The following is a 24,280-nucleotide window of genomic DNA, read 5'->3' as shown; positions in this document are numbered from 1 at the left end:
GTCCCTAGGGAGAAAGGGGCAGCACTCCGCTTAATCCTCTTGCCCGATTGCCGCGTCTTCCCGTGTTTTCATACGTTTGCCGTATGCGATTCTCGACAAGATCACGCTAAACTCGTATAGCAAAATCAGAGGCACCGCCACCATCAAATCGGAAACGACGTCCGGAGGGGTAACCAAGACTCCGACAAAGATCAGTATGAACCAAGCGACCTTGCGCATTTTGACGAGAATCGCGGGGGTCAATATTCCGATCCGACTGAGAAAGAGGATAACGAGCGGTAATTCGAACAGCAGAGAAATGGGCAGGAGAATATTGAAAAGAAACGAGAAATACTGCGTGACCCCGTAAGTTTGTTCCAGCCCCAAGTTATTCGTAATTTTTTCCGTGAACAGGAATGCCATCGGAAAGACGACGAAATAGGAAAAAGCCAATCCGATCAAAAACATAATCAACGCCCACGGAACGAATTGCAATGTAGACTTCTGCTCCTTAGGACCCAGCGCCGGCCGAACGAAGGACCAAAGCTGGAACATCGCGAACGGAAGGGCGATGACAAGCGAGATTGCGATCGCGAATTTCATATATAAGCCGATCGCGTCCCACGGCGAGAACGCGTGAAGGTCCAGGTTTTTCACCGGGGCGGCCTCCACTAAATAATCGAACACGGGCTGGGAAGCGAACAACCCTCCGACCAATCCGAGTACGAATACGATCAAAGTATAGATGATCCGCTTGCGCAGTTCGCCCAAATGCTCCGTTAACGGCATCCACTCCTCCGGCTTCAACGGGCTTGGTTTTTCCTCCATGATATCGCTTCGCCTCCATGTGCTGACAGATCATTGACCTCGAGTACGACAACAGGGCTGTCCCCTTCGCAAATGATTCATCTGCGTCGAAGGACAGCCCCTTAATGATTCATTGCCAATCCCGCTCATTCCGGGAGACGCCGTTCCGTTTTCGGTTGCTGAGTCTCTTCGGAAGAGACATCCACGCGAGTTGGTTGACGTTCCTTAGTATCGTCCATTAGATCGTTAGCGCCCTTCTTGAACTCGCGCAACGTGCGGCCGAACGCTTTACCCAATTCAGGCAATTTATTCGGTCCGAATAATAGCAACGCGATCAATACAAGCAAAATAATACCGGATGCACCGATGCCACCCATAAGTTAAACCTCCGTTTCTGTTATGCGAAATCAGGATTTCTAGCAGCGATGAAGCCCTCCGTATCCCATTCCGACGATATCTTCCTTCACAACCGTATCTCCAGCCAGAATTCTCGGCAACAAGACGTCAAATGAGGTATAGGGGTCATGCATCACGCAACCCGGCAAGCCGAATATCGGTACTCCGCGTATGTAGCCGAACAACAGCATCGAGCCCGGCAACATCGGAGTGCCGTAGCTTACGATATCCGTTCCCGCATCCGCGATGGCTCCCGGAGTACGATCGTCGGGATCCACTGACATTCCACCCGTTACGAGTATCATATCATACCCTTGATTCAGGAAATAGTGAATTTCGTTGACAATTATATGTCGATCGTCTGGAGCGAAACGTTGCTCCGCAACTTCGGAACCTAGCGCTTCGAGCTTCGCCTTCACCGCCGGGCCGAACTTGTCCGCGATTCTTCCCGAGAACACTTCGCTCCCCGTCGTTAACAACCCCGCCTTCATCAATCGAAACGGCCGAACGCTGATCGGGGCAATTCCATGCCTCTTCCGATAATCGCCGGCAATCGATTCGACGGCTTGAACCTTATGTTCGGGTACGATGAGCGGAATCGCCCTTGTCGCCGCCAATCCGTCTCCCGGGAATACGACGCGATGGTTCGTCACGGAAGCGAGAGCGATTTCTCCCAGCCGGTTAATCTCGTCTACGACTTCCCGCGCGATTCCGGCGATCCCGAGGATATCCGACTTGATCGACACCTTGCCCTCGTGCGGCTCTCCTATGGTCGTATTAACTCCGCCCAAAGCGGCCGCCATTCTGAGAGCCGCATCGTCCTCGTGAAGATCCGTTGGCGCGAGCTCTATCACGTATAGGTTCTCTTTACCGATATCCTTCAGCTTAGGAATGTCTTCACTGACAACGACATGGCCTTTGCGAAATAATCTTCCCTTGAACTCCCCGGGAACGATTTGCGTCAAGTCATGGGCCAGCACCATCCCTACAGCGTCTTCTACCATCACTTCTTTAAGCAAAGAGGAACCGATGACGGTGGAGCGATGATCCGAGGGTAAGCCGGGCATCGTCATCTTAATGCTCCCCTCTTAAGCCTTTCACTTGATCGAGCGCTTCCGGCAGCATATCCATAACGGCCATCAGATGCTCGTGAACGCCCTTCGGATCCCCCGGTAAATTCAGAATCAAGGTACGGCCGCGAATCGCGCAAATGCCCCGAAACAGCATGCCTTGCCGGGAGCGCTGGGTCACGGCTGCGCGCATCGCTTCCGGAATCCCCGGCACGATGCGTTCCGCGACCATCAACGTCGCCTCCGGAGTGACGTCGCGGAACGCGAGTCCCGTGCCGCCAGTCGTCAATATGAGATCCGCTTGATAATAATCCGCCATCTCGATCAGAGCCGCCCGCAATTCATCCTGATCGTCCGGTACGATCCGGTAATCGATAATGTCCCCGTGCAATTCTTCTTCGACCAATTCCCGAATGACCTGTGCGCTCGTATCTTCGCGTTCCCCGCGCGAACCTTTATCGCTAGCCGTTAATAAAGCAACTTTCCAACGCATTCTTCATCCCTCCGCACCCATGAGTACGAGCTTTGTCTTTGTCTTTGTCTTTCCGTTACTCGGTCGCCAAGGCGTAATCCCCGCTCTTGCCGCCCGTCTTGACCAACAGTTGTATAGGTCCGATAACCATATCCTTCTGTAATGCTTTGCACATATCGTATACGGTAAGGGCAGCAGCCGACACGGCGGTCAAAGCTTCCATCTCTACGCCGGTTTTGCCCGTTGTTTTTACCTCTGCCGTAATCCGAAGCGTGTCTGCACCGTTGTCCGAAAAACGGATATCGACTCCCGTTAACGGTAGCGGATGACACATCGGTATCCAATCCGATGTCTTCTTCGCCGCTTGGATACCGGCGATCTGTGCGACGGAAAGCACGTCCCCTTTGGCCACGGAACGCTCCCGAATTCGTTGCAGCGTCTCCGGAGCCATCGTAACGGCCCCTTCGGCAACCGCTACTCTGGCCGTCACGGCTTTGTCGGAGACATCTACCATCTTCGCGCGTCCTTGATCATTAAAATGCGTAAAATCTGTCGTGTCGTTCCCCACTGTCATACTCCCCCTATCTAAACCATACGACCCGTTCTTCCGTTGCCACTCCCGATAATCGGAGATCATGGGGCTCGATCGGCAAGAGCTCCGTCACGACCTGCGCCGCAAAACAAAAGCCGAGCCATATCGTCTCGCCGTTTCCCGAAAGCAACCTATCGGCGTACAAGCGATCGTAATAACCGCCTCCGTAGCCCAATCTACCGCCTTGTATGTGAAAAGCAATGCCCGGCACGAGAACGACGTCCAGAGGCTGCCTTCCTTCTATTAATAAAGTTTTTTGCGGGTCGGGCTCCGGAACTCCCCATTTGCCGGGAATCCAGTCTGACAATGCTTCGACCTCGCGTAGCTCCATTCCTTCTCCGCCCGGAATTATTCTTGGCGCGAATATGCGGTCACCCTGTTCCCAACTGTTCTTAATCAACGGCAGCGGCGAAGACTCCGACCGAAAAGGCGCGTACGCGCACACGTTCAAGGGACGATTCGACCGAATACGCAACGGATCGAGCACCTCTAGCCGGACACGTTCGCAAAGCTTCTCGGATCTGTTTGTCCGCTCGTCCGCAGACAATCCGTCTCTTAAGCCCGCCAGTCGGCGTCGCCATTCGGCCTTGCCGATAATCCCTTCGCTCTCCCCCATAATCTGCAGGCCTACCTTCTGAACTCCGTGAAAATCTCTTTTCATTTTATCATTGAATGCCTAATTTCGCCAAAGAATAACGACTTGGACTTTTCTTGCGCATTTACGGTACACTTGGGAGGTGAGTCGAAAAGAAATCGTCGGAGGGATTCCTCTTGCTGCTACAAGCATCCAACATTACTAAACATTACGGCGTCACTCCCGTATTGGACGGGGTATCGCTCCAAATCAATGAACGCGACCGCATCGGCTTAGTCGGCGTTAACGGGGCGGGCAAATCCACTTTTCTTCGCATCCTGGCCGGAGAACTGACCGCCGATACCGGAGCGGTTTCGAAGCCTAGGGAGCTTAAAGTCGGCTACCTTGCTCAGAACGGCGGACTTCAAGGCCATCGTACGATCATGGAAGAGATGAATTCCGCGTTCGGTCCCCTGCTCGAACAAGAACGGATATTACAAGGCTTAGAGGCGCGTGTCGCGGATCCCCAAGAGCTCGAACATCCCGAACGATACGAGACTTTGCTTGCCCAATACGCGGACGTTAGCGAGAAGTTCAGGGAGAACGGCGGGTTTGAAATGAATAACCGCATCCGCAGCATCCTCCATGGGATGGGATTCGGCAGCTTCGCGCCCGATACCGAAGTGGCTTCCCTTAGCGGCGGACAACGAACGAGACTGGCCCTGGCCAGATTGCTGCTCGTACAACCCGAGCTTTTGCTTCTAGACGAACCGACCAATCATCTGGATATCGATACGCTGACTTGGCTGGAGCAATATTTACGATCGTACGCAGGAGCCATGGTGATCGTTTCCCATGACCGTTACTTCCTTGATGCCACGGTTACGGCTATCGTAGAGATCGAACGGCATGCGGCAACGCGCTACACCGGAAACTATAGCCGGTTCATGGATCTGAAAGCCGCGGCTTTCGCCCAGCAGCTTAAGCTTTATGAACAACAACGCAAAGAAATCTCCCGAATGGAAGACTTCGTGCAGCGAAATATCGTTCGTGCCTCCACGACTAGGCGAGCTCAGAGCAGACGCAATGCCCTGGAAAGAATCGAACGCTTGGAGAAGCCGAACACGTTGCGTCAAGCGAGTTTCTCCTTTTCTACGGAACGCCGCAGCGGCAAGGAAGTTCTCAGGGCTTTTAATTGCTCAGCCGCTCCCAAGACGGAGATGGCTCCATTGTTTCGCAACGTTAGCTTCGAGGTAAAAAGAGGGGAAAGGCTGGCGCTTCTTGGCCCCAACGGGGTCGGGAAAACCACCTTGCTCCACGCGCTAATCGAGAAGCTGCCGCTGCGTACCGGAGTGTTCGAGTGGGGCGCCGGCGTCTCTCTTGGCTACTACGACCAGATGCAACGGGAGCTTAATCCGGCTAACACGGTGCTTGAGGAAGTGTGGAGCGCCTATCCTATGCAGCCCGAAGCTGAAATCCGCACCGTACTCGGCAACTTCCTGTTTAGCGGCGACGACGTGCGCAAGAAGGTAAGCGCCCTTAGCGGCGGGGAAAAAGCGCGCGTCGCGCTTTCGAAGCTCATGCTTCTCAAAGCGAACGTTCTCTTGCTGGATGAACCGACGAACCATCTGGATTTGATGAGCCGCGAAGTGCTCGAAGCCGCATTGGACGAATACGATGGCACGCTGATCTTCGTTTCCCATGACAGGTACTTCCTGAACCGGATCGCCGATCGGATTGTCGAAATGGCGCCGGACGGAGTGACGCATTTCCTGGGAAATTATGACGAGATGGTAGCGAAAAAGGAGCAAATGAAGGAATGGGAATCGTCACAAATCGACAGTGCCTCCCCTTCAACGCAGCCTGCCGTCAGTAACTATGAAGCGGATAAGCAAGCGAAACGGGAAGATCGCGCGCGTACGCGAAAACGCGAACAACTCGAGGCCGATATCGCTAGGCTGGAGTCCGAGATTACCTCTCTCGAGCTCGAGATGGCTTCTCCCGAGGTCGTTACGGATTACGTGAGATTGAGGGATATGCAAGGCGAAGCGGAACAGAAAAGAGTCGCTCTGGAAGACGCTTATGCGGAGTGGGAAGCTTTAATGGAAGATTAAATATAAGTACGCGTTCACAAGTCTGGATTCCAAATATCTTTATGCACACAGTTATACACAGCTTGCGTATCTCAAGAGCCGTTTAAGGGGCCCATCGTTCCCTTTCGAATCGTTGATACGCAAGCTTTTTTTGTCACTTTTTGCGAAGAGCCATAGTTTTCCACCGATTTATCCACATTACCCACACTGTCCACACTTCATTTGTGAAAAAATAATCCGATTCTCGATTTTCTTTCATTGCTGATGTATCAACGGTTTTTCGACCTTGTCCACAGTATGCACAGGCATTGTGGATAAGTTTGTCCACAGCGTCTAAATTCCCGCAATTGGTAAAGGAATGCGGCCACTTTAAGAAGCTCTGGCAACTCAGAGGAGATGACGGATAAACCGTCTGACTCACTCGTCTGAAGCGCTTGATCGGAGGAGTTAGACGGAACATCCGGCGATCTTGCCCGGCAGAAGGGCTTAACCAGAGGAGTTAGACGGAAAATCTATCGATCTCACCCGGCAGAAGGGCTTAAACCAGATGAGATAGACGGAAAATCGGTCGTCTTACTCTTCTGAAATAGGAGGAGTGGATTCGGGTTCCATCCCCTAATCAGCGCCTGACGCATTAAAGCTTATGTCTTACGGAAGTACAAGCCGTTATTCCGTCCAAAAAGGTACTTTTCAAAATCTAACGGCTGTACTGCAGCTAGAATAGAAAGTGGACACCTCATAAGAACTAACAGATAATAAAAAACAATAAGAAGATGAGGTGTCCGGTATGGGTGAGAAGAGACAGCGTTACAGTGAAGAGTTTAAAGAACAGACTGTTAAATACATTCAGGAACAGACAAAGACATTGCCCCAGATCGGAGAAGATTTAAACATCCCAAGTGGTACGTTAAAACAGTGGATGACCAAGTACCGCAAGTTTGAGAATGAACCGCTTGTAGATCGTGCGACCCTTCACCAGAAAGATAAGCAACTGATGGAGCAAGAACGCACGATTGAGGATCTCAAGGAAGAAATCGCTATCCTAAAAAAGGCCATGCACATCTTCAGCAAAGAAAGGAACTAAGGTTCCAATTCATCGAAGATCATCGCTCCGAGTTTCGAATGGAGAAGATGTGCACAGTTCTATGTGTATCACGGAGCGGTTACTATAAATGGCTTCTGGAGAAGACCGTCCAGAACAGTTATCAGAAGCGTCGCAGAGCGCTATTGGCGCGAATCACCTGGCTTTTCCTAGACGCTCACAACAGGTATGGTAGCCCTAAAATCACAAAACTTCTACGAAAAGAAGGTTGGACAGTTTCTGAACGTTTAGTAGGGAAAATCATGCATGAGAATGGTTTACGTTCTTGTGTATCTAAGAAATTCCGAGTGACCACCACTGACTCGAATCACGATCAACCTATAGCACCAAATGTGCTGAATCAGGATTTTAAGACGACTGCACCTAACAAGATTTGGGTAACCGATATTACCTATATACCGTGCCGTGAAGGTCGTTTGTACCTCGCCAGCGTTCTGGATTTATATACCCGTAAGATTGTGGGCTGGAAGCTCGCAGACCGGATGACAACCGATTTAGTGCTTGCAGCGCTTGATCAGGCATACAGTACGCACAAACCTCCCAAAGGGCTTATACACCACTCTGATCGGGGTTCGCAGTATGCATCAGATGAATACCGTGAAAGGTTAAAGCAATATGGCATGGAAGCAAGCATGAGCCGCAAAGGTAACTGCTACGACAACGCCTGTATCGAATCGTTCCACAGCGTGCTGAAGAAGGAGTTTATTTACTGTACGAAATTTCAAACGAAGGCGCAGGCGCAACAAGAGATGTTTGTATATATTGAGCTCTTCTACAACCGTAAGAGAATACATGGTTCGCTAGGTTACTTATCACCTTCGCAATTCGAAGCTCAGTACTATAGCAGTATTAAATAAACGCTCTTATAGCGTGTCCACTTTCTTGACAGAGGTCCATACGCGCTCTTATTTCAGTATTTTCCAGCTTAAACATACCCTTTGAACATGAATAGAGGCGTGCAGTTCCGTTAGAATATTAAACCGCTTATTTTTGACTAAATAACGACTGTGGCAGCCGCTAGAAAGTAACCCTCGATTGTACGACAGCGACGACATCCGAACTTTTAAGTAACCAAACGAAACAATCAACGAACAAACTTAATTGATCCCATTGCGCCTGCAATCGCTAAAGAAAAAGACCACCAAATTGGTGGCCTCCGCCGATCACTCGCCTGAAGCTTCTTTACGGGATTCGCGCATCTTGCGCGCCAGAATAACCCCGTTAACCGCCGCGACGTATGCTTTCGCCGCCGCAAGAATAATGTCCTGGTGAATCGCGGTTCCGATGTTCCGTTGGCCATCGCTAATGACGGTTACGACGGCTTCGCCGGACGCGTCTTCTCCCGTCGACAGGGAATGGAGCTCCAAGTCCTCGAACACGGCATCGACCGGCATCGCCTCGCGAATGCACGCAATAACCGCTTCAAGCGGTCCTTCACCCGAGCCCGTATACGTGCGCTCCGTCTCGTCTTCGACGCTAAAGATCGTAACGGATGCGATCCGGGAACGGTTGGAACCCGCCAATACTTGCAGATCGACCAAAGAATACGGCTGAACGATCGTATCCGTGGACTCGCCGACCAACTGCATCAGCATATCGTCCGTAATGATTTTTTGTTCGTCCGCTTTCTCCTTAAACCGGTTGTACAAATCCTCCATCTCCGAGTCGCCCAGCTTAATGCCGTATTCCGCTACCCGATGCTTGATGGCGTGACGCCCGGAATGTTTGCCCAAGATAATCATGCTCCGCGGAATGCCCATCGCTTCCGGATCCATAATCTCGTACGTATTGCGATTTTTCAGCAAGCCGTCTTGATGAATGCCGGATTCGTGCTGAAATGCGTTACGTCCGACGATCGGCTTGTTATACGCGATCGGGAAATGCATCGTGCGGCTGACCATCCGGGACGTCTCGTAAATATGCTCCGTGGCAATCCCCGTTTCCACGCCCATCGAGTCTCCGCGGGTTTCGATCGCCATGACAAGTTCCTCCAAGGAACAGTTGCCCGCGCGTTCGCCTACGCCGTTCACGCTAACCTCGACTTGAGTAACGCCATGCCGGATCGCCGCCAAGCTATTCGCGACCGCCAAACCAAGATCGTTATGGCAATGGGTACTGTAAATGACTTTATCCCCGCCCCGTACGCCTTGACGTACACGAGTGAACAACGGACCGAATTCTTCAGGCAGCGCGTACCCCATCGTATCCGGAATATTGATAATCGTCGCTCCCTCTTCGATGGCCGCTTCGACGACCCGGAACAGAAATTCCTCGCTCGAACGGGAAGCGTCCATCGGAGAAAATTCGATCTGATCGACGAACTGTTTGCCGTAGGCAACCATTCCCCGAAGCATCTCGATCACTTGGTCCTGCGTCTTGCGCAGTTGGAAGTCCAAGTGGATCTGCGACGAGGAAATGAACAGATGCAGCCTGCGACGAGCGGCATCTTGAGTAGCGGCAACGGCGGAATCGATATCCGCCTTCACGCAGCGGGCGAATCCGCAAATTTCCACGTTCTGAAGCTCGCGCGAGATTTGCTGGATGGCCTGAAACTCTCCCGGGCTGGATATCGGGAATCCAGGCTCGATAATATCCACGCCCATCCGCGCAAGCTGGCGAGCGATGATGATCTTCTGCTCGGGTTTCATCGATGCGCCGGGCGCTTGCTCTCCGTCTCTAAGCGTCGTATCGAAAATTTGGATTCGTCGTTTAGCTTGAACATTCGTGTTTACGTTAGTCGAGTTATTCGAGTTGGTCATGTTAGTCATTAGGTTAACCTCCTTAGATTTCATCCCCTGCGAGATGTCGGATCAATCCAAGAGAACGCCGGGTGCGTTTGTCCGGAAGCGATAGGTGCGCCGCCTACGACTGCCGGATAACGCAAAAAGCCCGTCGTCTCTTAAGGCTAGAGACGACGGGCTTGTAAGCCGCCGCGGTACCACTCCGCTTGGAGGGGTTCGTCTTCCGACGGACGAACGGATCCTCCCACTTGTGCGCCACCTTCGACCGTTCGGTCGATCGAAGATAAGCGAGCGCCCTATATCGGGGGCCAACCGAATCGATGTACCTGAAGCCGGCTGAATAATACGCCGAATCCGATTCCACCGTTCCGCTCCCGGGCGAGTTCGGTTCCCTCTTCGACTGCGTCGCACCGGCCCGCAGCTCTCTGATCCCGAGGAATGTCCTACTACTCCCGTTCATTGCGTATACAAATATAAAAGCCCACCATCTCTATATAAGAGACGGCGGGCTAAATTAGCCATCCGCGGTACCACTCTCGTTGATATTTCCATATGCCGTTCAATTCGGCAAGAAATATCCGCTCGGACCCGATCACGGGGGTTAACCGTAAGAATGTACGCAGTGGACAATCTTTCTTCCGCGTGTTTCCATTCATCCGCTCCCAGGCGAGTTTCAGGTTCCCATCCGCTGCGTTGCACCGTCCCGCAGCTCTCTGTATTCCGGGTTTGCCCTACTGTTCCTGTTCATCGCGTTTCTAAGCTTTATTCCCTTGCGGGATTGTTATTTATTATATTCACCAACGAGCGAACTGTCAATTCAATTTTCCTCATTTGTTGATTTTCTATTTGCTGTCATTATGAGTACAAATCATGTCCGCCTTCAAGCGTGACTCTATTCATTCCAGAACGGATAGAACATCCGCTGTTTCGTCAGCATACGACAATGTATCTCCCCCATCTTTCAGAGAGGTGTGAGATAACGTTATGGAATAACGTTATCTCGGTTCTTCAGATGGCTTCGGGGTCCACTAACGTTATGGCATAACGTTAGTTCTTTGAAATCTGTCTATTTTCTTTTTCTGATATGAGTTAACGTTATGGCAAAACGTTATTGCGAATATCGGAGTTACTTTGGGGACGATAGCGATACAAGATAACGTTATTTGATGCAGCCCCAGCATTAAGCATGGACAACATTTTCATTCATCAGCGATGCCGTTTAGCGGCATGTATGTCTGATAGGTTAGAATTTCCCTAGACAGACCAATCTTCAAGAGACAAGATCGGCTCCGCCTTCAGATCCAGCGATGAATACTGGCCCCGTCGCCATTTCAAATCCGCGGCCGCGGCGATCATCGCCGCATTGTCCGTACACAGCTTATTCGGCGGAATAAGCAGAGGTAATCCCGCTTCCTCGCACAGCGAGCTAAGCCTATCGCGTAAGCCTCGATTCGCCGCGACGCCTCCGCATAGAAGCATTTGACGAGCGCCGAACTCCTTGGCGGCTCTAACGGCTTTGCTTGTGACCACGTCGATAACCGATTGTTGGAACCCGCGAGCCAATGCGGAGAAATCCGGGGATTCCCCTTTCATGCGCGAACGGTTAATCTCCGACAGCACCGCGGATTTCAACCCGCTAAAGCTGAAGTCGTAACTGTCCGGCTCCAGCCAAGAGCGAGGCAAAACAATCTCTTCCGTCGCTTCTTGGGCAAGCTTGTCCACGTAGGGACCTCCCGGATAAGGAAACTGAAGCGCCCGTGCCACCTTATCATAGGCTTCCCCTACCGCATCGTCTCTTGTCCGGCCGATCACGCGGAATTTGCCTTCTTCCTCCAGCAAGACGATTTCCGTATGTCCGCCGGACACGACAAGGGCAATCGCCGGATAGACGATATCTCCGATCAGATGATTGGCATAAATATGTCCCGCGATATGATGAGTACCGATCAACGGAACGTCCAGCGCCAACGACAAGCTTTTGGCCGCGACGACCCCGACTAACAACGCGCCGATCAGACCCGGCCCTTGCGTGACCGCAACCGCATCGATCTCCGGCAAGCTAATCTTCGCTTCTCGAAGAGCTTCTTCGAGAATGAGCGTAATGCTTTCCACGTGCTTGCGCGATGCAATCTCGGGAACTACCCCGCCGAATTGCTTATGCGTCTCGATCTGGCTCGAAATGATATTCGATAAGATTTCCCTTCCGTTCCGCACGACCGCGACGGACGTCTCATCGCAGCTTGTCTCTATCGCGAGAAGCAAGTAATCGCTAGCGGATGAATCCGCCGCCGTTACGTTCGCTTCGTTCATGTTCGTTCCCCCTCTACCTCTGCCGCCCCCGCGAATTCCGCATGGTCATCGCTATCCGGCTCGAGCTCCGCCCACATAATAAGAGCGTCCTCCAGATTGTCCGAGTAATACGCGGGCCGGACTCCCGAGGGGACGAATCCCATTTTACGATATAAGGACTGCGCTCGCTCGTTGGACACGCGCACTTCCAGGGTCATACGTCTGGCCCCGAGAAAATATGCGGTCCTCATCATTTCTCTTAACAACGATTTTCCGTAACCTTTGCCTTGATATTCCGCCCTTACGGCAATATTGGTTACATGCGCTTCATCGATAATCAGCCACATGCCGCCGTATCCGATGACGTCTTCATCCAATTCCATTACCATATATTTGGCGAAAAGATTATGAGTCAACTCGTTGCGGAAAGCTTCCGCCGACCAAGGAGCCGTGAAAGCTTCGCGTTCGATATCCACGATAGCGTCGATATCGTGCAAATTCATTAAACGGTAATTCATCCTCTCACTCTCCCCGAGACGCCGCGAGCAGCTTCGCTTCCGCTTCGGCCAATTGCGTATAGTTCGGAACGAAAGAATGAACGTCATCCCGTTCGCCCAGCCTGAATCGAAGCTCCGCCAGTTGTCCGACGGCTGCCGCGTCCATATCGAAAGCCAACGTTCGCAGGTTAGCCCCGGACTGCTCGGCCAGCTCTATCGTCGTTCGATGCGTTTCCACGTCGCCTACGAACCATATTTTAGAAACTTGGGCGTCTAGCGTCGCTTCCTGCTCGATTCGCCGTGCCCAATCTTCGATCAAACGGATGCCATCGGGATCGATCATGCTCCATTCCCCCGAGAGATCAGCCGAATATCGGCAAGTATAGACCTGACCTCTTCTCGCGTCCATGAGCGGAACGATCCAATGGTTCCGATCGCTTACCATATCTTCATTCGCTTTGCGCAAATGATTCCAGGCTCCGTAAGCCAAAGCTTGCAAGCTGGACACGCCGATCAGAGGCTTGTTCCAAGCCCAAGCCAACGTCTTGGCCGCCGTCACCGCGATGCGGACGCCCGTATAAGACCCAGGGCCTTGACCCACCGCCACGGCATCCAGATCGCTCCCCCGTATTCCATTGCGGCTAAGAAGTTCCTTGATCTCGGATAGAATTCTAACCGAATGATTCCGTTCCGTGAAGGAAACAATGGAATCGAGCATCGTTCCATCTCTAACGATCGCGGCCGCGAAAGCCGCCGTCGACGTATCGAAGCTTAGAACCGTAACGGAGCGATCGCCATGCCTTGCATTCTGTGCCGTCATGCCGTAGGATCCTCCTTCTCAACCCGCTGCCATTCTAATTGGCTGCACCATAGTTCGTATTTCGCACCGACCGGTCGACAAGTTATCGTACGAGATTGCGGACCCGTCGTCTCAATATAAAGGTGTAGCCGTTCTTCAGGCAGAAGAGGCTCAATCAAGGATGCCCATTCCACCAAAGTTACGCCTTCCCCATGGAAATACTCGTCCAATCCAAGCTCATCCGCTTCTTCCAGGGACAGCCGATAGACGTCCATATGATAAAAAGGGAAATGTACTCCCTCATATTCTTTAATAATCGTATAAGTAGGACTGTTCACGATGCCTTCGACGCCGATCGCGGCCGCGAACGCTTGCGAGAAACGCGTTTTACCTGCGCCTAAGTCGCCGTCCAACGCAATAACGTCTCCGGGTCCCGCAAGCTTGGCCACCGCTTCGGCAAACTCTACCGTGCTCTTCTCGGCAATCGCTTCCCGAACGTACTTCGTCGGCGAATCGTTCGTTAATTTCCGTTGCATGATTTCCTTTACCCCTTCGGAAAATGATTATAACCGCGCTTGCTTACCGGCTTGGTCGCTCCCGCCGCCGTTTCTGCGAACACTCCCGGCAATCCCTCTTCCACTTCGCCGATGATAAACAACGGAATGCCTTCCGATCGAAAACGCTCCTTCATCGCTTGTTCGTATTCCCGGTCGGCGGTGCCTAGAAGTACGTAATCTTCCCCGCCATAGAGAACGAAATCTAGCGGATCCAAGCCATTATCGCGAGAATACGCGGCGAGTTCGCCGGAGAGCGGCAATTGCGTTTCCTTCAGCCGCAATCTCACGCCCGAAGCTTCCGCGATTTCCCAGGCTTCGCTGGCAACGCCGTCGCTTACGTCGTTAAGCGACGCTCCCCATCCTTGTTCCAACAAAAGGCGGCCCGCCTTGACCGATGGAATCGGACGTTGATGGGCTTGAATGAGCCTTGACGGAGTCGGAAGCGAAGATTTCTCGGAATGTCCGTTTCTTAGCATGCCGTGCAGTCCCCCCGCCGACAAGCCCGTAGGCCCGGTTAGGAACACGAACTGCCCTGCTTTTGCGCCATCTCGGCGAATCGCTCGGCCGGCTTCGACGGTGCCGATGAGCGTTACCGCTACGACAAGATGCGTTGGAGCCGAGGTAGTATCTCCACCGATGACTGCCACCCCGTATCTTTCCGCGCAAGCATATATACCGTCGTACAGCCGTTTCATACGTGCTGCGTCCCAAGAAGGAGGAACGCATACCGATACCAGCGCGAACTTCGGAAAGCCGCCCATCGCCGCGATGTCGCTCACGTTAGCCGCAAGCGCTTTGTACCCGATATCCTCGGCACCCATCGTCTCGTTGCGGAAATGAACTTCTTCCACCATCGTATCCATGGCAAGCAACCATTCCTGTCCAGGTGAATCGGTCACGACGGCCGCGTCGTCTCCGATGCCGAGCGTAACGCCTGCCCGGTCAAAGAACTCCTGGGACTGACGACCTTCCGTCCAGGCGCGAATGCGTCCGAATTCGTCCAGTGGCGGCACGGCGTTACCTCTTTTCGTCGTCATTTTGTCCTTAATTATATCGGGGTGCGCCTGAACATGCAAAGACCCGTTCGGCAGGCGTTGCCGATCGGGTCTTGAAAGCCATATGGCCGAATGACCTCTTTATTCCGTGTCGAGCCGACCGAATCTCCGCAACGTTCGTAAGGAGTTTAACGTTATAATCCCCTGCCATTCCGTCTTGGCCGTCTCCCATTCGTCCTCGAACCTTCCCCAAGTCCAGTTCGGCAACCAAGTTCCGTCCGCTCCCTGGGATTCGATCATCTGATCGAGGTCTCCAGGAATAACCGCTTCATATTTCGCGTAGTAACGGGATTTCGGTGAATCCACGAGCATTAGGGGAGGACAACCGTATCCGATGCGATCTTCTGGCATCCTCGCTACGCAATTGTCGATAAACTCGTCGAGCTTATTGCCGATCGCTTCGTACGCCTCCTTCGATAGGGTATTCGCCCAACGGACATAACATAACATTTCATGCATTTCTTTTAGATCGCTTTTTTCCTGCAAATATTGCGATGCATAGTCGTTTAACTCGGCTGTCAGATCCGAATGTCCGGCAACCGGAACTACATTGAAGTATCCGACGATTTCCGCGTTCGGATTTCCCCAGTGATCTTCGAATGCGCCGTAGTTCCACCAAATGGCTCTTGAGGATAACTCCGCTTCCTTCGGTATGATGTCCCAGCCAGTCCGGTTATCGTTATAGGAGTTCACCAAGTATTGCATGGCGCGCCCGATCATTGCCTCGTTCCGTATATTCTCGCTCAGCAATAGCTGAAGCGCGGTCGTCGTTGCCAGAGCCGATGAGGCCGCGCACCGAAGATCCGGTTCCAATGCCCGACCGAATCCTCCGTCATCGTTCTGAAATTTCTCTAACTCGAGATAGACATCCTCAATAGAGCCCCGCTCGAACTCATATCGGAACAAAGCAGCCTCCAGCTTCCTTGCGCCGCCCGTTAATAAAAACTGCCGTGCTCTTCCAAACGCTTCCCTGCCAAGCTTTTTCGTCATGATTGCACGTTCTCCTTTATCGGAGCATAGATATCGAAGTCGAACTCATCGATCTCGTCCGCCGGCACGAGGAACGGATTGATCGGCTTCAAGCGATTGGCCTCGTATCCGTAAGAACCTTCGTTCATATCTCGCTCGTACCCTTCGGTCCGAAACCAATCGGTCAGAAAGGCGTAAGTCTCCTCTAACCTTTCTCTATTGCCTTTCACCGTTATTTTGGCGAACTTACGCCCGGGAATCGTTATCGTCTCCAACCCATCCGGAAGGTCATCAAAGCCGCCGACCTCCACTCCCGTCCATAACGTAGTCACGCCCGTCGACCATTGCCATTCCGGAATGATCACATGCCCGAATTCGTCGTTGCATACGGCGGGGTGGTTCTTCAACAGCTCTTGAACGCGTTGCCACGCTAATCTAACTTCTTTCCCATTGCACTCGCTTCGGATTACGGCGACTCTTAACGGTTGTTTTTGTTCGATGGATACCCGCAACGAAACCCCTCCCTTAAATTCGAATATTTACTTATCGACCTTGGCACACCATAATCAAGTTCCCGTCCGGATCTTTCAAGACGAAGAAGGATATTTCGCCATGCCGCTCTAGCTCTCCGTGAAATGTCATCCCTTGATCGGCGGCAAAATCGTAAGCGGAATCGATATCGTCGGTATCGAACATAAAGAGAATTTCGAATGCTTCATGATTGCGGTACCGGTTGTCGTCTAATAAAAGCGAAGCTCCACGCGTTACCGGAACGGAATAAACCGACTGCTTAACCGACTCTTCATCCAGTGGCACTCCAAGCAGTTCGCAGTACCAGCTTGCCGCTTTCTCCATATTCTTCACATTGACGAATACTCCGCCTATGTTAGCCTTCACCGGGCTGTCCGTAACGGGAAGCCCATACTCCTTGCCTCCGTCCGCGCTCCAACAAACCATGACGGCTTTTCCTTCCGGATCATAGAAATTAAAATACGCCATCCCATCGAAACGATGGGGTTCGGACAGCACTTGCGCCTTCCTGCAGATGTATGCGTAAGCACGATCGATGTCCGATGCCGCTAACATAACGAGCGGTTTCTCTTGCTGCCAGTCCGGATTGTTATGGTTGTTGGCATCCGAGTCGAGAACGAGCCCCGTACCGGGCAAATCAAACCAGTATACCGGACCTCCGTTCATCCGTTCCTCCATAATCGGTAATCCTAGCAGCTTGCTATACCACTCTGTCGCTCGCCTTAAATCCGTCACGTGGACGAACAAACTCGCCGCTCGATTTTCAATGGGCAACTCGTGTTTTCTACGAATAGAAAACCACAATTCCATGACCGAATCCGGGTTATCGTTGCCTTTGTACCGATCGTCATATAATTCGAAATGGACTCCGCCGGCCGGCTCGTAATCGGAATTCGGAAGCCAAGCGCTTTCGTAATATTGAAAGGCCTCTCCAATTTCATCAATAGGCCCTCTTCGCTGTATGACGCAGTACAGACCGCCTGCGAACGATTCGGCCACCATCCCCTCGGGGATATTCCCGATTGCGGCGACTCCTGCCCCGGCAATGTAATCGAAGGCTTGCCCCGGCATATCCTCCGGTCCGAATATACACATCCCGTAGCTTTTTCCGTCGAAATGGAGGATTTCTTCCCCGCGAGTGTTAAAGCGCTGCCAAAGCTTGCTGATTTCGTTTTTAGAATTCGGCGTATGATGCTTCGGCGTATACCGAATCTTCTCCCCTACTACGTTAAACGGTTCTTTCCACGCGATGCGCGCTTCGAGTTTCATTCTTTTGCTCCCTTCGATTTACGTGCAATGCCGGTTTAGTCTCGCCACCCTTATACGAATATACATTCGCCTTTTTTACTGGGAATTCCTGCTTAATGGATTATGAGAATAATATTATTTGAGATTCTAAACGCCGCCAAGTCAACAAAAACGGGCGTCGATCGTTCCGCTTGGCAGGATTTATGAAATGATTTCGCTTCCGCTAGCTGATAGACTTTGAGATATTCCAGCCGAAGTCCACAACGGACGCGGAGAACCCACCACCATGGGGTGAAGCCGCGCAACATGCGGCGGGGCAACTTTGGTCCTAACCCGACAGCTAACTCCGCAGGCAAACAAGGGAGGAACATCATTCATGAACAAGCATCACAAGCACAATAAAGGTCTGAAGAAGACTCTCATATTAGGTACGTTGGCACTCGCCGTATCCATTCCGACAGGCATTGGCGCAGCATCCGCGGCAGGCACGTCCGGAAGCAACTACGCGCAGACAACAACGATCACGCAAGTCACGAGCCGTCTAGGCATCGATCTGAACACGCTATTGCAACAAATCATGCAAGGCAAATATCCCGTCGTATCCAAACCCGGAACAGGCACGGAAAATTCGGGCAACGGTCAAGTGACGCAGCCTAGCAAACCGGGTACGGGTTCCGGCAACGGTCAAGTGACTCAACCGAGCAAGCCTAGCACCGGAACAGGTTCCGGTACAGGTAATGGAACGGGCGCAGGTTCTGGAACAGGCACAGGTTCTGGAACGGTTGCTACATCCGCTTACGCTACCGAAGTCGTATCTATCGTTAACCAAGAGCGCGCGAAAGCAGGCTTGAGCGCGTTGAAAATGTCGAATGCCACGCTAACGAAAATGGCGTTGGACAAAGCGAAAGACATGTACAATAACGGTTACTTCGACCACAATTCTCCGACTTACGGTTCGCCGTTCGACATGATGAAGCAATACGGAATCAGCTACAGATATGCCGGCGAGAATATCGCCAAAGGTCAGCGTACTCCGCAAGAAGTCATGACGGCATGGATGAACAGCTCCGGTCATCGCGCGAACATTCTGAGCGCGAACTTCACGACGATCGGCGTAGCTTATTATAACGGCGTATGGGTTCAAGAATTCATCGCATAGTAAAAACCGAAAAGGCATCGCGAACCGCCCATGCGGATTGCGATGCCTTTTTTTTTACATGAAACCATCAAACAATTCGTTTCAACTGAGCTTCTTGCTCAATCGACCTGGACGAGAGCAATTCGATGATCCGCTGCTGGCTCTCCTGAATAGCCTCATAACGCTTAACGCTCTCGTTTGTTTCCAGTACAGCCCGTTTAATCAGTTGAGAATCTTCTTCTAATGCTTCTAAGCGTGTTTCTACCTGATCTAACCGCGTCTCCACGTTCTCTAACCGCGTTTCCATTCGATCTAGCCGTACTTCTACCCGGTCTAACCGCTCTTCTACTCGATCTAACCGCTCTTCTACTCGATCTAACCGTGTTTCAATCCGCTCTAATCGTTGATGAACAGGCGCTAATTCTTCTCGAATAACGGATTGTAACATATCCTTTAATTCGTGATTCATTGTTCCAACTCCCATCATCCATGTACGGATGATTGTACCAGAAATTTGGTCGCCGTACGAATGAAATATGTTGCTTCCTGTAGAATAAAACATCCCATCCGTTCAAAGAACGAAATGGGATGGACAGGATCATGATCTATTTAAGACTTCAATACGTCATGGTCGACGTAACGCTCGCCATTGATCTCGCTAATGACGTTAATCGCGACTTTAGCGCCGTCTCCGGCGGTAATAATCGTGTGCATGCTAACTCCGGCCACGGTACCGGCAGCCCAGATATTGTCGATGCTCGTCTTGCCTTCCGGCGTGCAATCGACGATCGTCTTGATCCGCGGCTCCGTTCCCGGCTTCGTGCGAACGCCGCTAGCCTCGGCTGCGTCGACGAACATCCCCGTAGCCAGAATAACATGACCCGCTTCGTACGTTTCTCCCTCGGTCTCGATCTTGATGAAACCGTCCCCTGCCGTTAGCTTCGTAGCTTTCGCGACTACGAATTCCGCTCCGAATTTCGCGGCTTGTCTTTTACCGGCCGCGACGAGGTCGGGACCCGAGATTCCCTCTGTTCCATAGTGATTTTCCAACCAAGCTCGTTTCGTTACGCTTTGGTCACTATCGATAACGAGCGTTTTCTTCCCTGCCTTCGCAGTGAAGATTGCCGCGCTCGCGCCTGCCGGACCTCCGCCGATAATGGCGATATCGTACATAACAACCACTCCTTAAGGGATATTATGGAACTCACCTTATTGTAGCACGAGCTTGACCTGCTTTCAAAAAGTAAGCCCATCGTATCTCCCGGTCGTTACGCTTCCTTCGACATTAATGCTCCTTCAGCCGCTCGACGCCTACCGTCTGTGTATCGGTCGGATTTTGTCCGACTTGCACCGTCGCCACGCCGTTCTCGACGTCCACTTTTTCTATCCACACCGATTGTCCGTCATCTAATCGAACGGCGATGTTATCCGAGGAATCGTAAATCTCCTGCGCTCTTTGAGCATTCACGGAATATCCTCCTCCATCGTTCCCGTCGTCGTTTCCGAAATTAATCCGTTCTGCAACGTGACTTGCCCTCCGCCTAAACCTTCGTTAATCATGCGATCAACGTCCATGTCGTAAACGTCTCTTCCCTCGTGCATCGAATCCGCGACCACTTGATCCTTATTTTCCGTATCCATGTTGGCGATCTACCTCCCGATATTGACTTTTCGACCTTTTCCAATATTCCCTGCACGGTTGGTTTCCATGCGGAGTGGGAACCTTAAGACGACGAAAAAACGAAAAGGAGATCCGCCCATGCATACCGTGTGGAAAGGCGCCATCAGCTTCGGATTGGTACACGTCCCCGTCAAAATGTTCACCGCTACCGAAGACAAGGACATCCACTTGCGAATGATCCATAAGGAGTGCGGCACGCCAATCTCGAACGTTCGAACTTGCCCTCATTGCGAGAAGGAAGTCCAATGGGATGAAATCTCGAAAGGGTACGAGTATGAGAAGGGCAGGTTCGTCTTATTCGATTCCGATGAACTCGATGCCATCAAGCCGGAAAATACGAGAACGATTCAAATCCTGGATTTCGTCGATTTGACGGAAATCGACCCGCTGTATTACCAGAAGGCTTATTATTTATCTCCGGATCAAGCCGGGTCGGGGGCATACAATCTGTTGCTGGAAGCGATGCGCCAATCCGGCAAAATCGGCATTGCCAAAATTGCGATCCGCAGCAAAAGCAGCCTCGCGGCCATTCGAGCCGTCGACAATTGCATCTGCATGGAAACGATGCATTATCCGGATGAAATCCGTTCGTTGCAGCTAGTGCCGAATTTACCCGAACAGACGACGGTGAACGAACGGGAGCTTACTATGGCGAAAATGCTAATCGAACAGCTATCGACGCCATTCGATCCGAACAAGTATACCGACGATTACCGAATCAGCCTTCAGGAAGCTATTCAGCGTAAAATATCCGGAGAGGGCCCCGACATCGTTACCGCTCCCGCCGCGGAAAAAACGAACGTTATCGATCTCATGGCCGCGCTTCAAGCAAGCTTAGAGGCGGTTAAGCCAGCCTCGACGCCATTACCGGATTCGGCAGTCGATCCATCTGCCGATCCATCCGGCGACCGTAACAAAGCAAAACCGCGAGGAACCCGCGGCCGCAAAAAAGAAGGAGCCGTTCCCTGAACGGTTCCTCGGCTTCACGACCGCAAGTTCGGATTCCTCCTGGATCAAACCTGCCTGTTTTTATAACGTTCAATCTAATTGCTTAAACGTACAATCCGTCAATTTCACCTCGTGAACGATGCTTTGCATCGAAGGATGTCTCATCGTTCGGTTTCGCGTCCATTCCATGAACTGTATTTTTACGATAATGCGCGGGGTTAACCATACCGCTTCATCGGCTCTTTCCGGGGTACTGCCGAACGGGTTGGAAGAGGAGAACAGAGGAATCGCTTGTTTCGTAAGCTCGATCGTCTCCGCGCCCGTCAGTTTACCCATTCCGGAATGTCCGATATATTGCAAACTTCCGTGCTCATCATAGAGCCCTAGCAGCATGGAACTCACGATATTGTGCTTGATAATCACTCCGCCGATCACGGCATGCAAATCGTGAAAAATTTTGAATTTGCGCCAACGGCCGTCTTTGCCCGACAAGGAGTAATCGCTCTGTTTGTCCTTCAGAACGATTCCTTCCATTCGATGGGCTCTCATGACCTGCAGCAGACCGCCTGCATCGCTGAAATTTTGCACGATTTGCACGTTCGCTCGCGGTAAGATTATTTCTTGCAATAAGCGTTGCCTGACCGATAAAGGCTTACTCGTCACCCATTCTCCTTCGTTATATAGCACGTCGAAGATCATGTAAGTAACGGGAACTTGCGATTGAACTTGAGCCGCACGGTTAAGGTTTCTGATGCTGTCGCGTTTCATGATTTCATGAAAGGAAGGTTTGTCGGCATCGAAAGCAATCAATTCCCCGTCCAAAATAAACGAAGAGGAACGGCAATAATCGTTTGGAATCAGCAGTTCGGGGTATTGCAACGTCCGTTCGTTCCGTCTGCGATTGAACAGCCTGATCCGATGACCGTCGAAGTACGATAACATCCGAACTCCGTCCCATTTGATTTGCGCGATCCATTGATCGCCCGAAGGGATTCGCTTAGCCGAGATCGGCTCGAAGGGAAATACCGCAGTCAAATCCATACGTCTAATCGGGTACTCCTTTTCGCTACTCGCGTTTTCCACTCAGTATACCCAATTCATCCATAGAACCGGTCAAGACCATTTAAGTCACGACACGTCATCGCGATTGGCCTTGAGAATCGTCCAGTACGCGCCTGCCGCGCCGATCGCCGCCAACGAAATCGTAACCGCGGGGATCACGCTAAGCGTAAGCCCGTTATTCGTCGCATATATGGCGAACTCGATGACGAAAGAGGACGTCACCGTCGTCGTCGCCGATTTCCGGATCATTCCCAGAACGAACGGGATCCAATTAATCGCCGTCGTCAGACCGGCTTGCACGAACATCTCGACCGTTTGCCCGTATAAGATTTCTCGGGTAAGCGGCTCTTTAATATAATCATAATAGACATTCATCCCGCAGAATGCCGAGCTAATAATCAGATTAGAGACGATGAGAACGATAAAGGTGACAAGCGAGACCAGCAGCAGCTTGGAAAGAAGCACCTTTCGTCGATCGATCGGATAACCGAACAACAGCGAGATCGTTTTGCTCGTATACTCTCCGACGATCATTCTGGCCATAAGCACGGCAGCGAATATCCCAAACGTAATACTCACCATAGCACGGATAAAAGCGAACGCGACGGCGTAAGTCGGAGACGAGGCGATGCTTTCATCCTGCCACCCTTGTTGCTGAAGCGTCCATACGATGCCCGCGAGCGCCAGATTCGCCGCGATGACGCCGACGATGTATCCGCCGAATTTGTATTTTTTCAATTCCAGCTTCATGAGCAGAATCATGCGCCATCGCCTCTTTCCATGAGGCTGAAGAAGTAATCCTCCAACGAATGCCGCTTGCGCCCGATCTCTTCGATGTTAACGCCGTTTAAGACTAACGCTTTGACGATGTCGGATTGGGGCAAGCGGAAGTCGTAGATACGGATCGTCGACTCGCTCATCACTTTAAAGTTGCGGATGTCCAGCTTATCGTCCAGCACTCCGGCCGCTTTCCAAGTATCGTTCGTCGTCAGTTCGATATGCTCCATCCCTTTCTCGCGAATGTTCGACATCGCTACTTCCCGAACGAGCTTACCTTCCCGGATCACGCCGATCGTATCCGCAACCTGCTCCAGTTCGCCGAGCAGATGGCTGGAAAGGAATAGAGTCATTCCGTATTCCCTGCTCAGCATGGCGAACAAACTTCTCATATCCTTGATTCCGATCGGATCGAGGCCGTTGATCGGCTCGTCCAGGATCAATAGCTCCGGCCGGGTCGCGATCGCCCTAGCTAATCCCAGTCGCTGCTTCATTCCAAGGGAGAAAGATTTCACCGCCTTAGCCGCGGCGTCCGTTAAGCCGACTAAAGCAAGAGCTTCGTCGATGGCCCGGCTGTCATGATAGCCCATATACTCGCAATGCAGCTTCAAATTTTCCCGGGCGGTCAGCTTTTCGTAAAATATCGGATATTCGATCAGGCTGCCCAATCGTTTCAGCGCTTCGAAGGAGCTGCTCGTCAACCGTTCGCCGAACAACTCGATATCGCCTCCGGTCGGTTTCCACAATCCCGTCAGCATCTTCATGACCGATGTTTTGCCAGCGCCGTTCGGTCCGAGAAATCCGTAGATTTCCCCTTTCTTGACATGCAGGTTCACTTCGGACACGATGGCTTTCCCGCCCGCGATTTTGCTGAGCCCGCTCGTGCTAATGACATAGGTCACG

At 51.8% G+C, this 24,280-nt stretch carries 27 protein-coding genes, 1 pseudogene, 1 riboswitch and 1 other annotated feature; of the genes and pseudogenes, 5 read left to right on the top strand and 23 right to left on the bottom strand.

The window, feature by feature from the left end:
- Positions 1-30: 30 nt before the first annotated feature.
- The 6 genes from tatC to HH215_RS31360 form a co-directional block, all read right to left on the bottom strand.
- Positions 31-807 carry a twin-arginine translocase subunit TatC gene (tatC, locus tag HH215_RS31385; protein WP_169283484.1) on the bottom strand — a complete coding sequence of 259 codons (777 nt, stop codon included), beginning with the start codon at positions 805-807 and terminating at the stop codon, positions 31-33.
- 125 nt (positions 808-932) lie between these two features.
- Positions 933-1,163: a twin-arginine translocase TatA/TatE family subunit gene (tatA, locus tag HH215_RS31380; protein ID WP_169283483.1), complete on the bottom strand. Its 231-nt coding sequence runs from the start codon at positions 1,161-1,163 to the stop codon at positions 933-935.
- 39 nt (positions 1,164-1,202) lie between these two features.
- Positions 1,203-2,255 carry a molybdopterin-binding protein gene (locus HH215_RS31375; RefSeq protein ID WP_254450287.1) on the bottom strand — a complete coding sequence of 351 codons (1,053 nt, stop codon included), beginning with the start codon at positions 2,253-2,255 and terminating at the stop codon, positions 1,203-1,205.
- A 1-nt stretch (position 2,256) separates the two neighbouring features.
- Positions 2,257-2,745: a MogA/MoaB family molybdenum cofactor biosynthesis protein gene (locus HH215_RS31370; protein ID WP_169283482.1), complete on the bottom strand. Its 489-nt coding sequence runs from the start codon at positions 2,743-2,745 to the stop codon at positions 2,257-2,259.
- A gap of 55 nt (positions 2,746-2,800) precedes the next feature.
- Positions 2,801-3,292: a cyclic pyranopterin monophosphate synthase MoaC gene (gene moaC, locus HH215_RS31365; protein WP_256376654.1), complete on the bottom strand. Its 492-nt coding sequence runs from the start codon at positions 3,290-3,292 to the stop codon at positions 2,801-2,803.
- A gap of 13 nt (positions 3,293-3,305) precedes the next feature.
- Complete coding sequence (locus HH215_RS31360; protein ID WP_169283480.1) at positions 3,306-3,977, bottom strand: 5-formyltetrahydrofolate cyclo-ligase; 672 nt, start codon at positions 3,975-3,977, stop codon at positions 3,306-3,308.
- 110 nt (positions 3,978-4,087) lie between these two features.
- Between HH215_RS31360 and HH215_RS31355 the strand changes: the two genes are divergently transcribed.
- The 3 genes and pseudogenes from HH215_RS31355 to HH215_RS31350 all read left to right on the top strand — a co-directional run.
- Entirely contained in the window at positions 4,088-6,004 is a 1,917-nt protein-coding gene (locus tag HH215_RS31355; protein WP_169283479.1) for an ABC-F family ATP-binding cassette domain-containing protein, read from the top strand.
- Between the two features lie 766 nt (positions 6,005-6,770).
- Positions 6,771-7,067 carry a transposase gene (locus HH215_RS36165; RefSeq protein WP_217362261.1) on the top strand — a complete coding sequence of 99 codons (297 nt, stop codon included), beginning with the start codon at positions 6,771-6,773 and terminating at the stop codon, positions 7,065-7,067.
- Between the two features lie 8 nt (positions 7,068-7,075).
- A pseudogene (locus tag HH215_RS31350) lies at positions 7,076-7,942 on the top strand (IS3 family transposase); the annotation flags it as partial.
- Positions 7,943-8,248: 306 nt separating this feature from the next.
- Here HH215_RS31350 and HH215_RS31345 read toward each other — a convergent pair.
- The 10 genes from HH215_RS31345 to HH215_RS31300 form a co-directional block, all read right to left on the bottom strand.
- The gene (locus tag HH215_RS31345; protein ID WP_375140474.1) at positions 8,249-9,853 is read right to left on the bottom strand and encodes a 2-isopropylmalate synthase; all 1,605 of its coding nucleotides are present in this window, start codon (positions 9,851-9,853) and stop codon (positions 8,249-8,251) included.
- Between the two features lie 94 nt (positions 9,854-9,947).
- On the bottom strand, positions 9,948-10,190 hold the full coding sequence (locus HH215_RS31340) for a hypothetical protein (protein WP_169283478.1): 243 nt from the start codon (positions 10,188-10,190) through the stop codon (positions 9,948-9,950).
- Positions 10,191-10,320: 130 nt separating this feature from the next.
- Positions 10,321-10,583 (bottom strand) — a binding site (T-box leader).
- Between the two features lie 497 nt (positions 10,584-11,080).
- A complete protein-coding gene (gene tsaD, locus HH215_RS31335; protein ID WP_169283477.1) occupies positions 11,081-12,136 on the bottom strand; it encodes a tRNA (adenosine(37)-N6)-threonylcarbamoyltransferase complex transferase subunit TsaD in 1,056 nt (351 codons plus the stop codon).
- Complete coding sequence (gene rimI, locus HH215_RS31330; RefSeq protein ID WP_254450286.1) at positions 12,133-12,633, bottom strand: ribosomal protein S18-alanine N-acetyltransferase; 501 nt, start codon at positions 12,631-12,633, stop codon at positions 12,133-12,135. Before rimI ends, tsaD begins: the two co-directional genes overlap by 4 nt.
- 4 nt (positions 12,634-12,637) lie before the next feature.
- A complete protein-coding gene (gene tsaB, locus HH215_RS31325; protein WP_169283475.1) occupies positions 12,638-13,432 on the bottom strand; it encodes a tRNA (adenosine(37)-N6)-threonylcarbamoyltransferase complex dimerization subunit type 1 TsaB in 795 nt (264 codons plus the stop codon).
- Complete coding sequence (gene tsaE / locus HH215_RS31320; protein ID WP_169283474.1) at positions 13,429-13,947, bottom strand: tRNA (adenosine(37)-N6)-threonylcarbamoyltransferase complex ATPase subunit type 1 TsaE; 519 nt, start codon at positions 13,945-13,947, stop codon at positions 13,429-13,431. The genes tsaB and tsaE overlap by 4 nt, the downstream gene beginning before the upstream one ends.
- Before the next feature lie 8 nt (positions 13,948-13,955).
- On the bottom strand, positions 13,956-14,981 hold the full coding sequence (gene thiL, locus HH215_RS31315; protein WP_254450285.1) for a thiamine-phosphate kinase: 1,026 nt from the start codon (positions 14,979-14,981) through the stop codon (positions 13,956-13,958).
- Positions 14,982-15,104: 123 nt separating this feature from the next.
- Positions 15,105-16,013, bottom strand: coding sequence for a hypothetical protein (locus HH215_RS31310; RefSeq protein ID WP_169283472.1), 909 nt, complete (start codon positions 16,011-16,013; stop codon positions 15,105-15,107).
- Positions 16,010-16,504, bottom strand: coding sequence for a GyrI-like domain-containing protein (locus HH215_RS31305; protein WP_169283471.1), 495 nt, complete (start codon positions 16,502-16,504; stop codon positions 16,010-16,012). The genes HH215_RS31310 and HH215_RS31305 overlap by 4 nt, the downstream gene beginning before the upstream one ends.
- A gap of 31 nt (positions 16,505-16,535) precedes the next feature.
- Entirely contained in the window at positions 16,536-17,792 is a 1,257-nt protein-coding gene (locus HH215_RS31300; protein WP_169283470.1) for a VOC family protein, read from the bottom strand.
- 218 nt (positions 17,793-18,010) lie between these two features.
- Positions 18,011-18,141: riboswitch (cyclic di-AMP (ydaO/yuaA leader) on the top strand.
- 6 nt (positions 18,142-18,147) lie between these two features.
- Here HH215_RS31300 and HH215_RS31295 point away from each other — a divergent pair.
- A complete protein-coding gene (locus HH215_RS31295; protein ID WP_169283469.1) occupies positions 18,148-18,930 on the top strand; it encodes a CAP domain-containing protein in 783 nt (260 codons plus the stop codon).
- A gap of 67 nt (positions 18,931-18,997) precedes the next feature.
- Here HH215_RS31295 and HH215_RS31290 read toward each other — a convergent pair whose 3' ends face one another.
- The 4 genes from HH215_RS31290 to HH215_RS31275 form a co-directional block, all read right to left on the bottom strand.
- The gene (locus HH215_RS31290) at positions 18,998-19,378 is read right to left on the bottom strand and encodes a hypothetical protein (RefSeq protein ID WP_169283468.1); all 381 of its coding nucleotides are present in this window, start codon (positions 19,376-19,378) and stop codon (positions 18,998-19,000) included.
- A 140-nt stretch (positions 19,379-19,518) separates the two neighbouring features.
- Positions 19,519-20,082, bottom strand: coding sequence for an FAD-dependent oxidoreductase (locus tag HH215_RS31285; RefSeq protein WP_169283467.1), 564 nt, complete (start codon positions 20,080-20,082; stop codon positions 19,519-19,521).
- A gap of 112 nt (positions 20,083-20,194) precedes the next feature.
- Positions 20,195-20,377 carry an H-type small acid-soluble spore protein gene (locus tag HH215_RS31280; protein WP_169283466.1) on the bottom strand — a complete coding sequence of 61 codons (183 nt, stop codon included), beginning with the start codon at positions 20,375-20,377 and terminating at the stop codon, positions 20,195-20,197.
- Positions 20,374-20,550 carry a hypothetical protein gene (locus HH215_RS31275; protein WP_169283465.1) on the bottom strand — a complete coding sequence of 59 codons (177 nt, stop codon included), beginning with the start codon at positions 20,548-20,550 and terminating at the stop codon, positions 20,374-20,376. The genes HH215_RS31280 and HH215_RS31275 overlap by 4 nt, the downstream gene beginning before the upstream one ends.
- A 118-nt stretch (positions 20,551-20,668) precedes the next feature.
- Here HH215_RS31275 and ku point away from each other — a divergent pair, with 118 nt between their 5' ends.
- Entirely contained in the window at positions 20,669-21,559 is an 891-nt protein-coding gene (gene ku / locus HH215_RS31270; protein WP_169283464.1) for a non-homologous end joining protein Ku, read from the top strand.
- A 69-nt stretch (positions 21,560-21,628) separates the two neighbouring features.
- On the opposite strand, the gene HH215_RS31265 is transcribed toward ku, so the two are convergent.
- The 3 genes from HH215_RS31265 to HH215_RS31255 all read right to left on the bottom strand — a co-directional run bounded on the left by HH215_RS31265 (position 21,629) and on the right by HH215_RS31255 (position 24,279).
- The gene (locus HH215_RS31265) at positions 21,629-22,579 is read right to left on the bottom strand and encodes an ATP-dependent DNA ligase (RefSeq protein WP_169283463.1); all 951 of its coding nucleotides are present in this window, start codon (positions 22,577-22,579) and stop codon (positions 21,629-21,631) included.
- 87 nt (positions 22,580-22,666) lie between these two features.
- Positions 22,667-23,362, bottom strand: a complete 696-nt coding sequence (locus tag HH215_RS31260) for an ABC transporter permease subunit (protein WP_169283462.1) — start codon at positions 23,360-23,362, stop codon at positions 22,667-22,669.
- Positions 23,359-24,279, bottom strand: a complete 921-nt coding sequence (locus HH215_RS31255; protein ID WP_169283461.1) for an ABC transporter ATP-binding protein — start codon at positions 24,277-24,279, stop codon at positions 23,359-23,361. Before HH215_RS31255 ends, HH215_RS31260 begins: the two co-directional genes overlap by 4 nt.
- Position 24,280 lies beyond the last annotated feature (1 nt).

Origin of the sequence: Cohnella herbarum (genome assembly GCF_012849095.1) — a bacterium.
GTDB lineage: Bacteria > Bacillota > Bacilli > Paenibacillales > Paenibacillaceae > Cohnella > Cohnella herbarum.
This window is presented reverse-complemented; position numbering and strand designations above follow the sequence as displayed.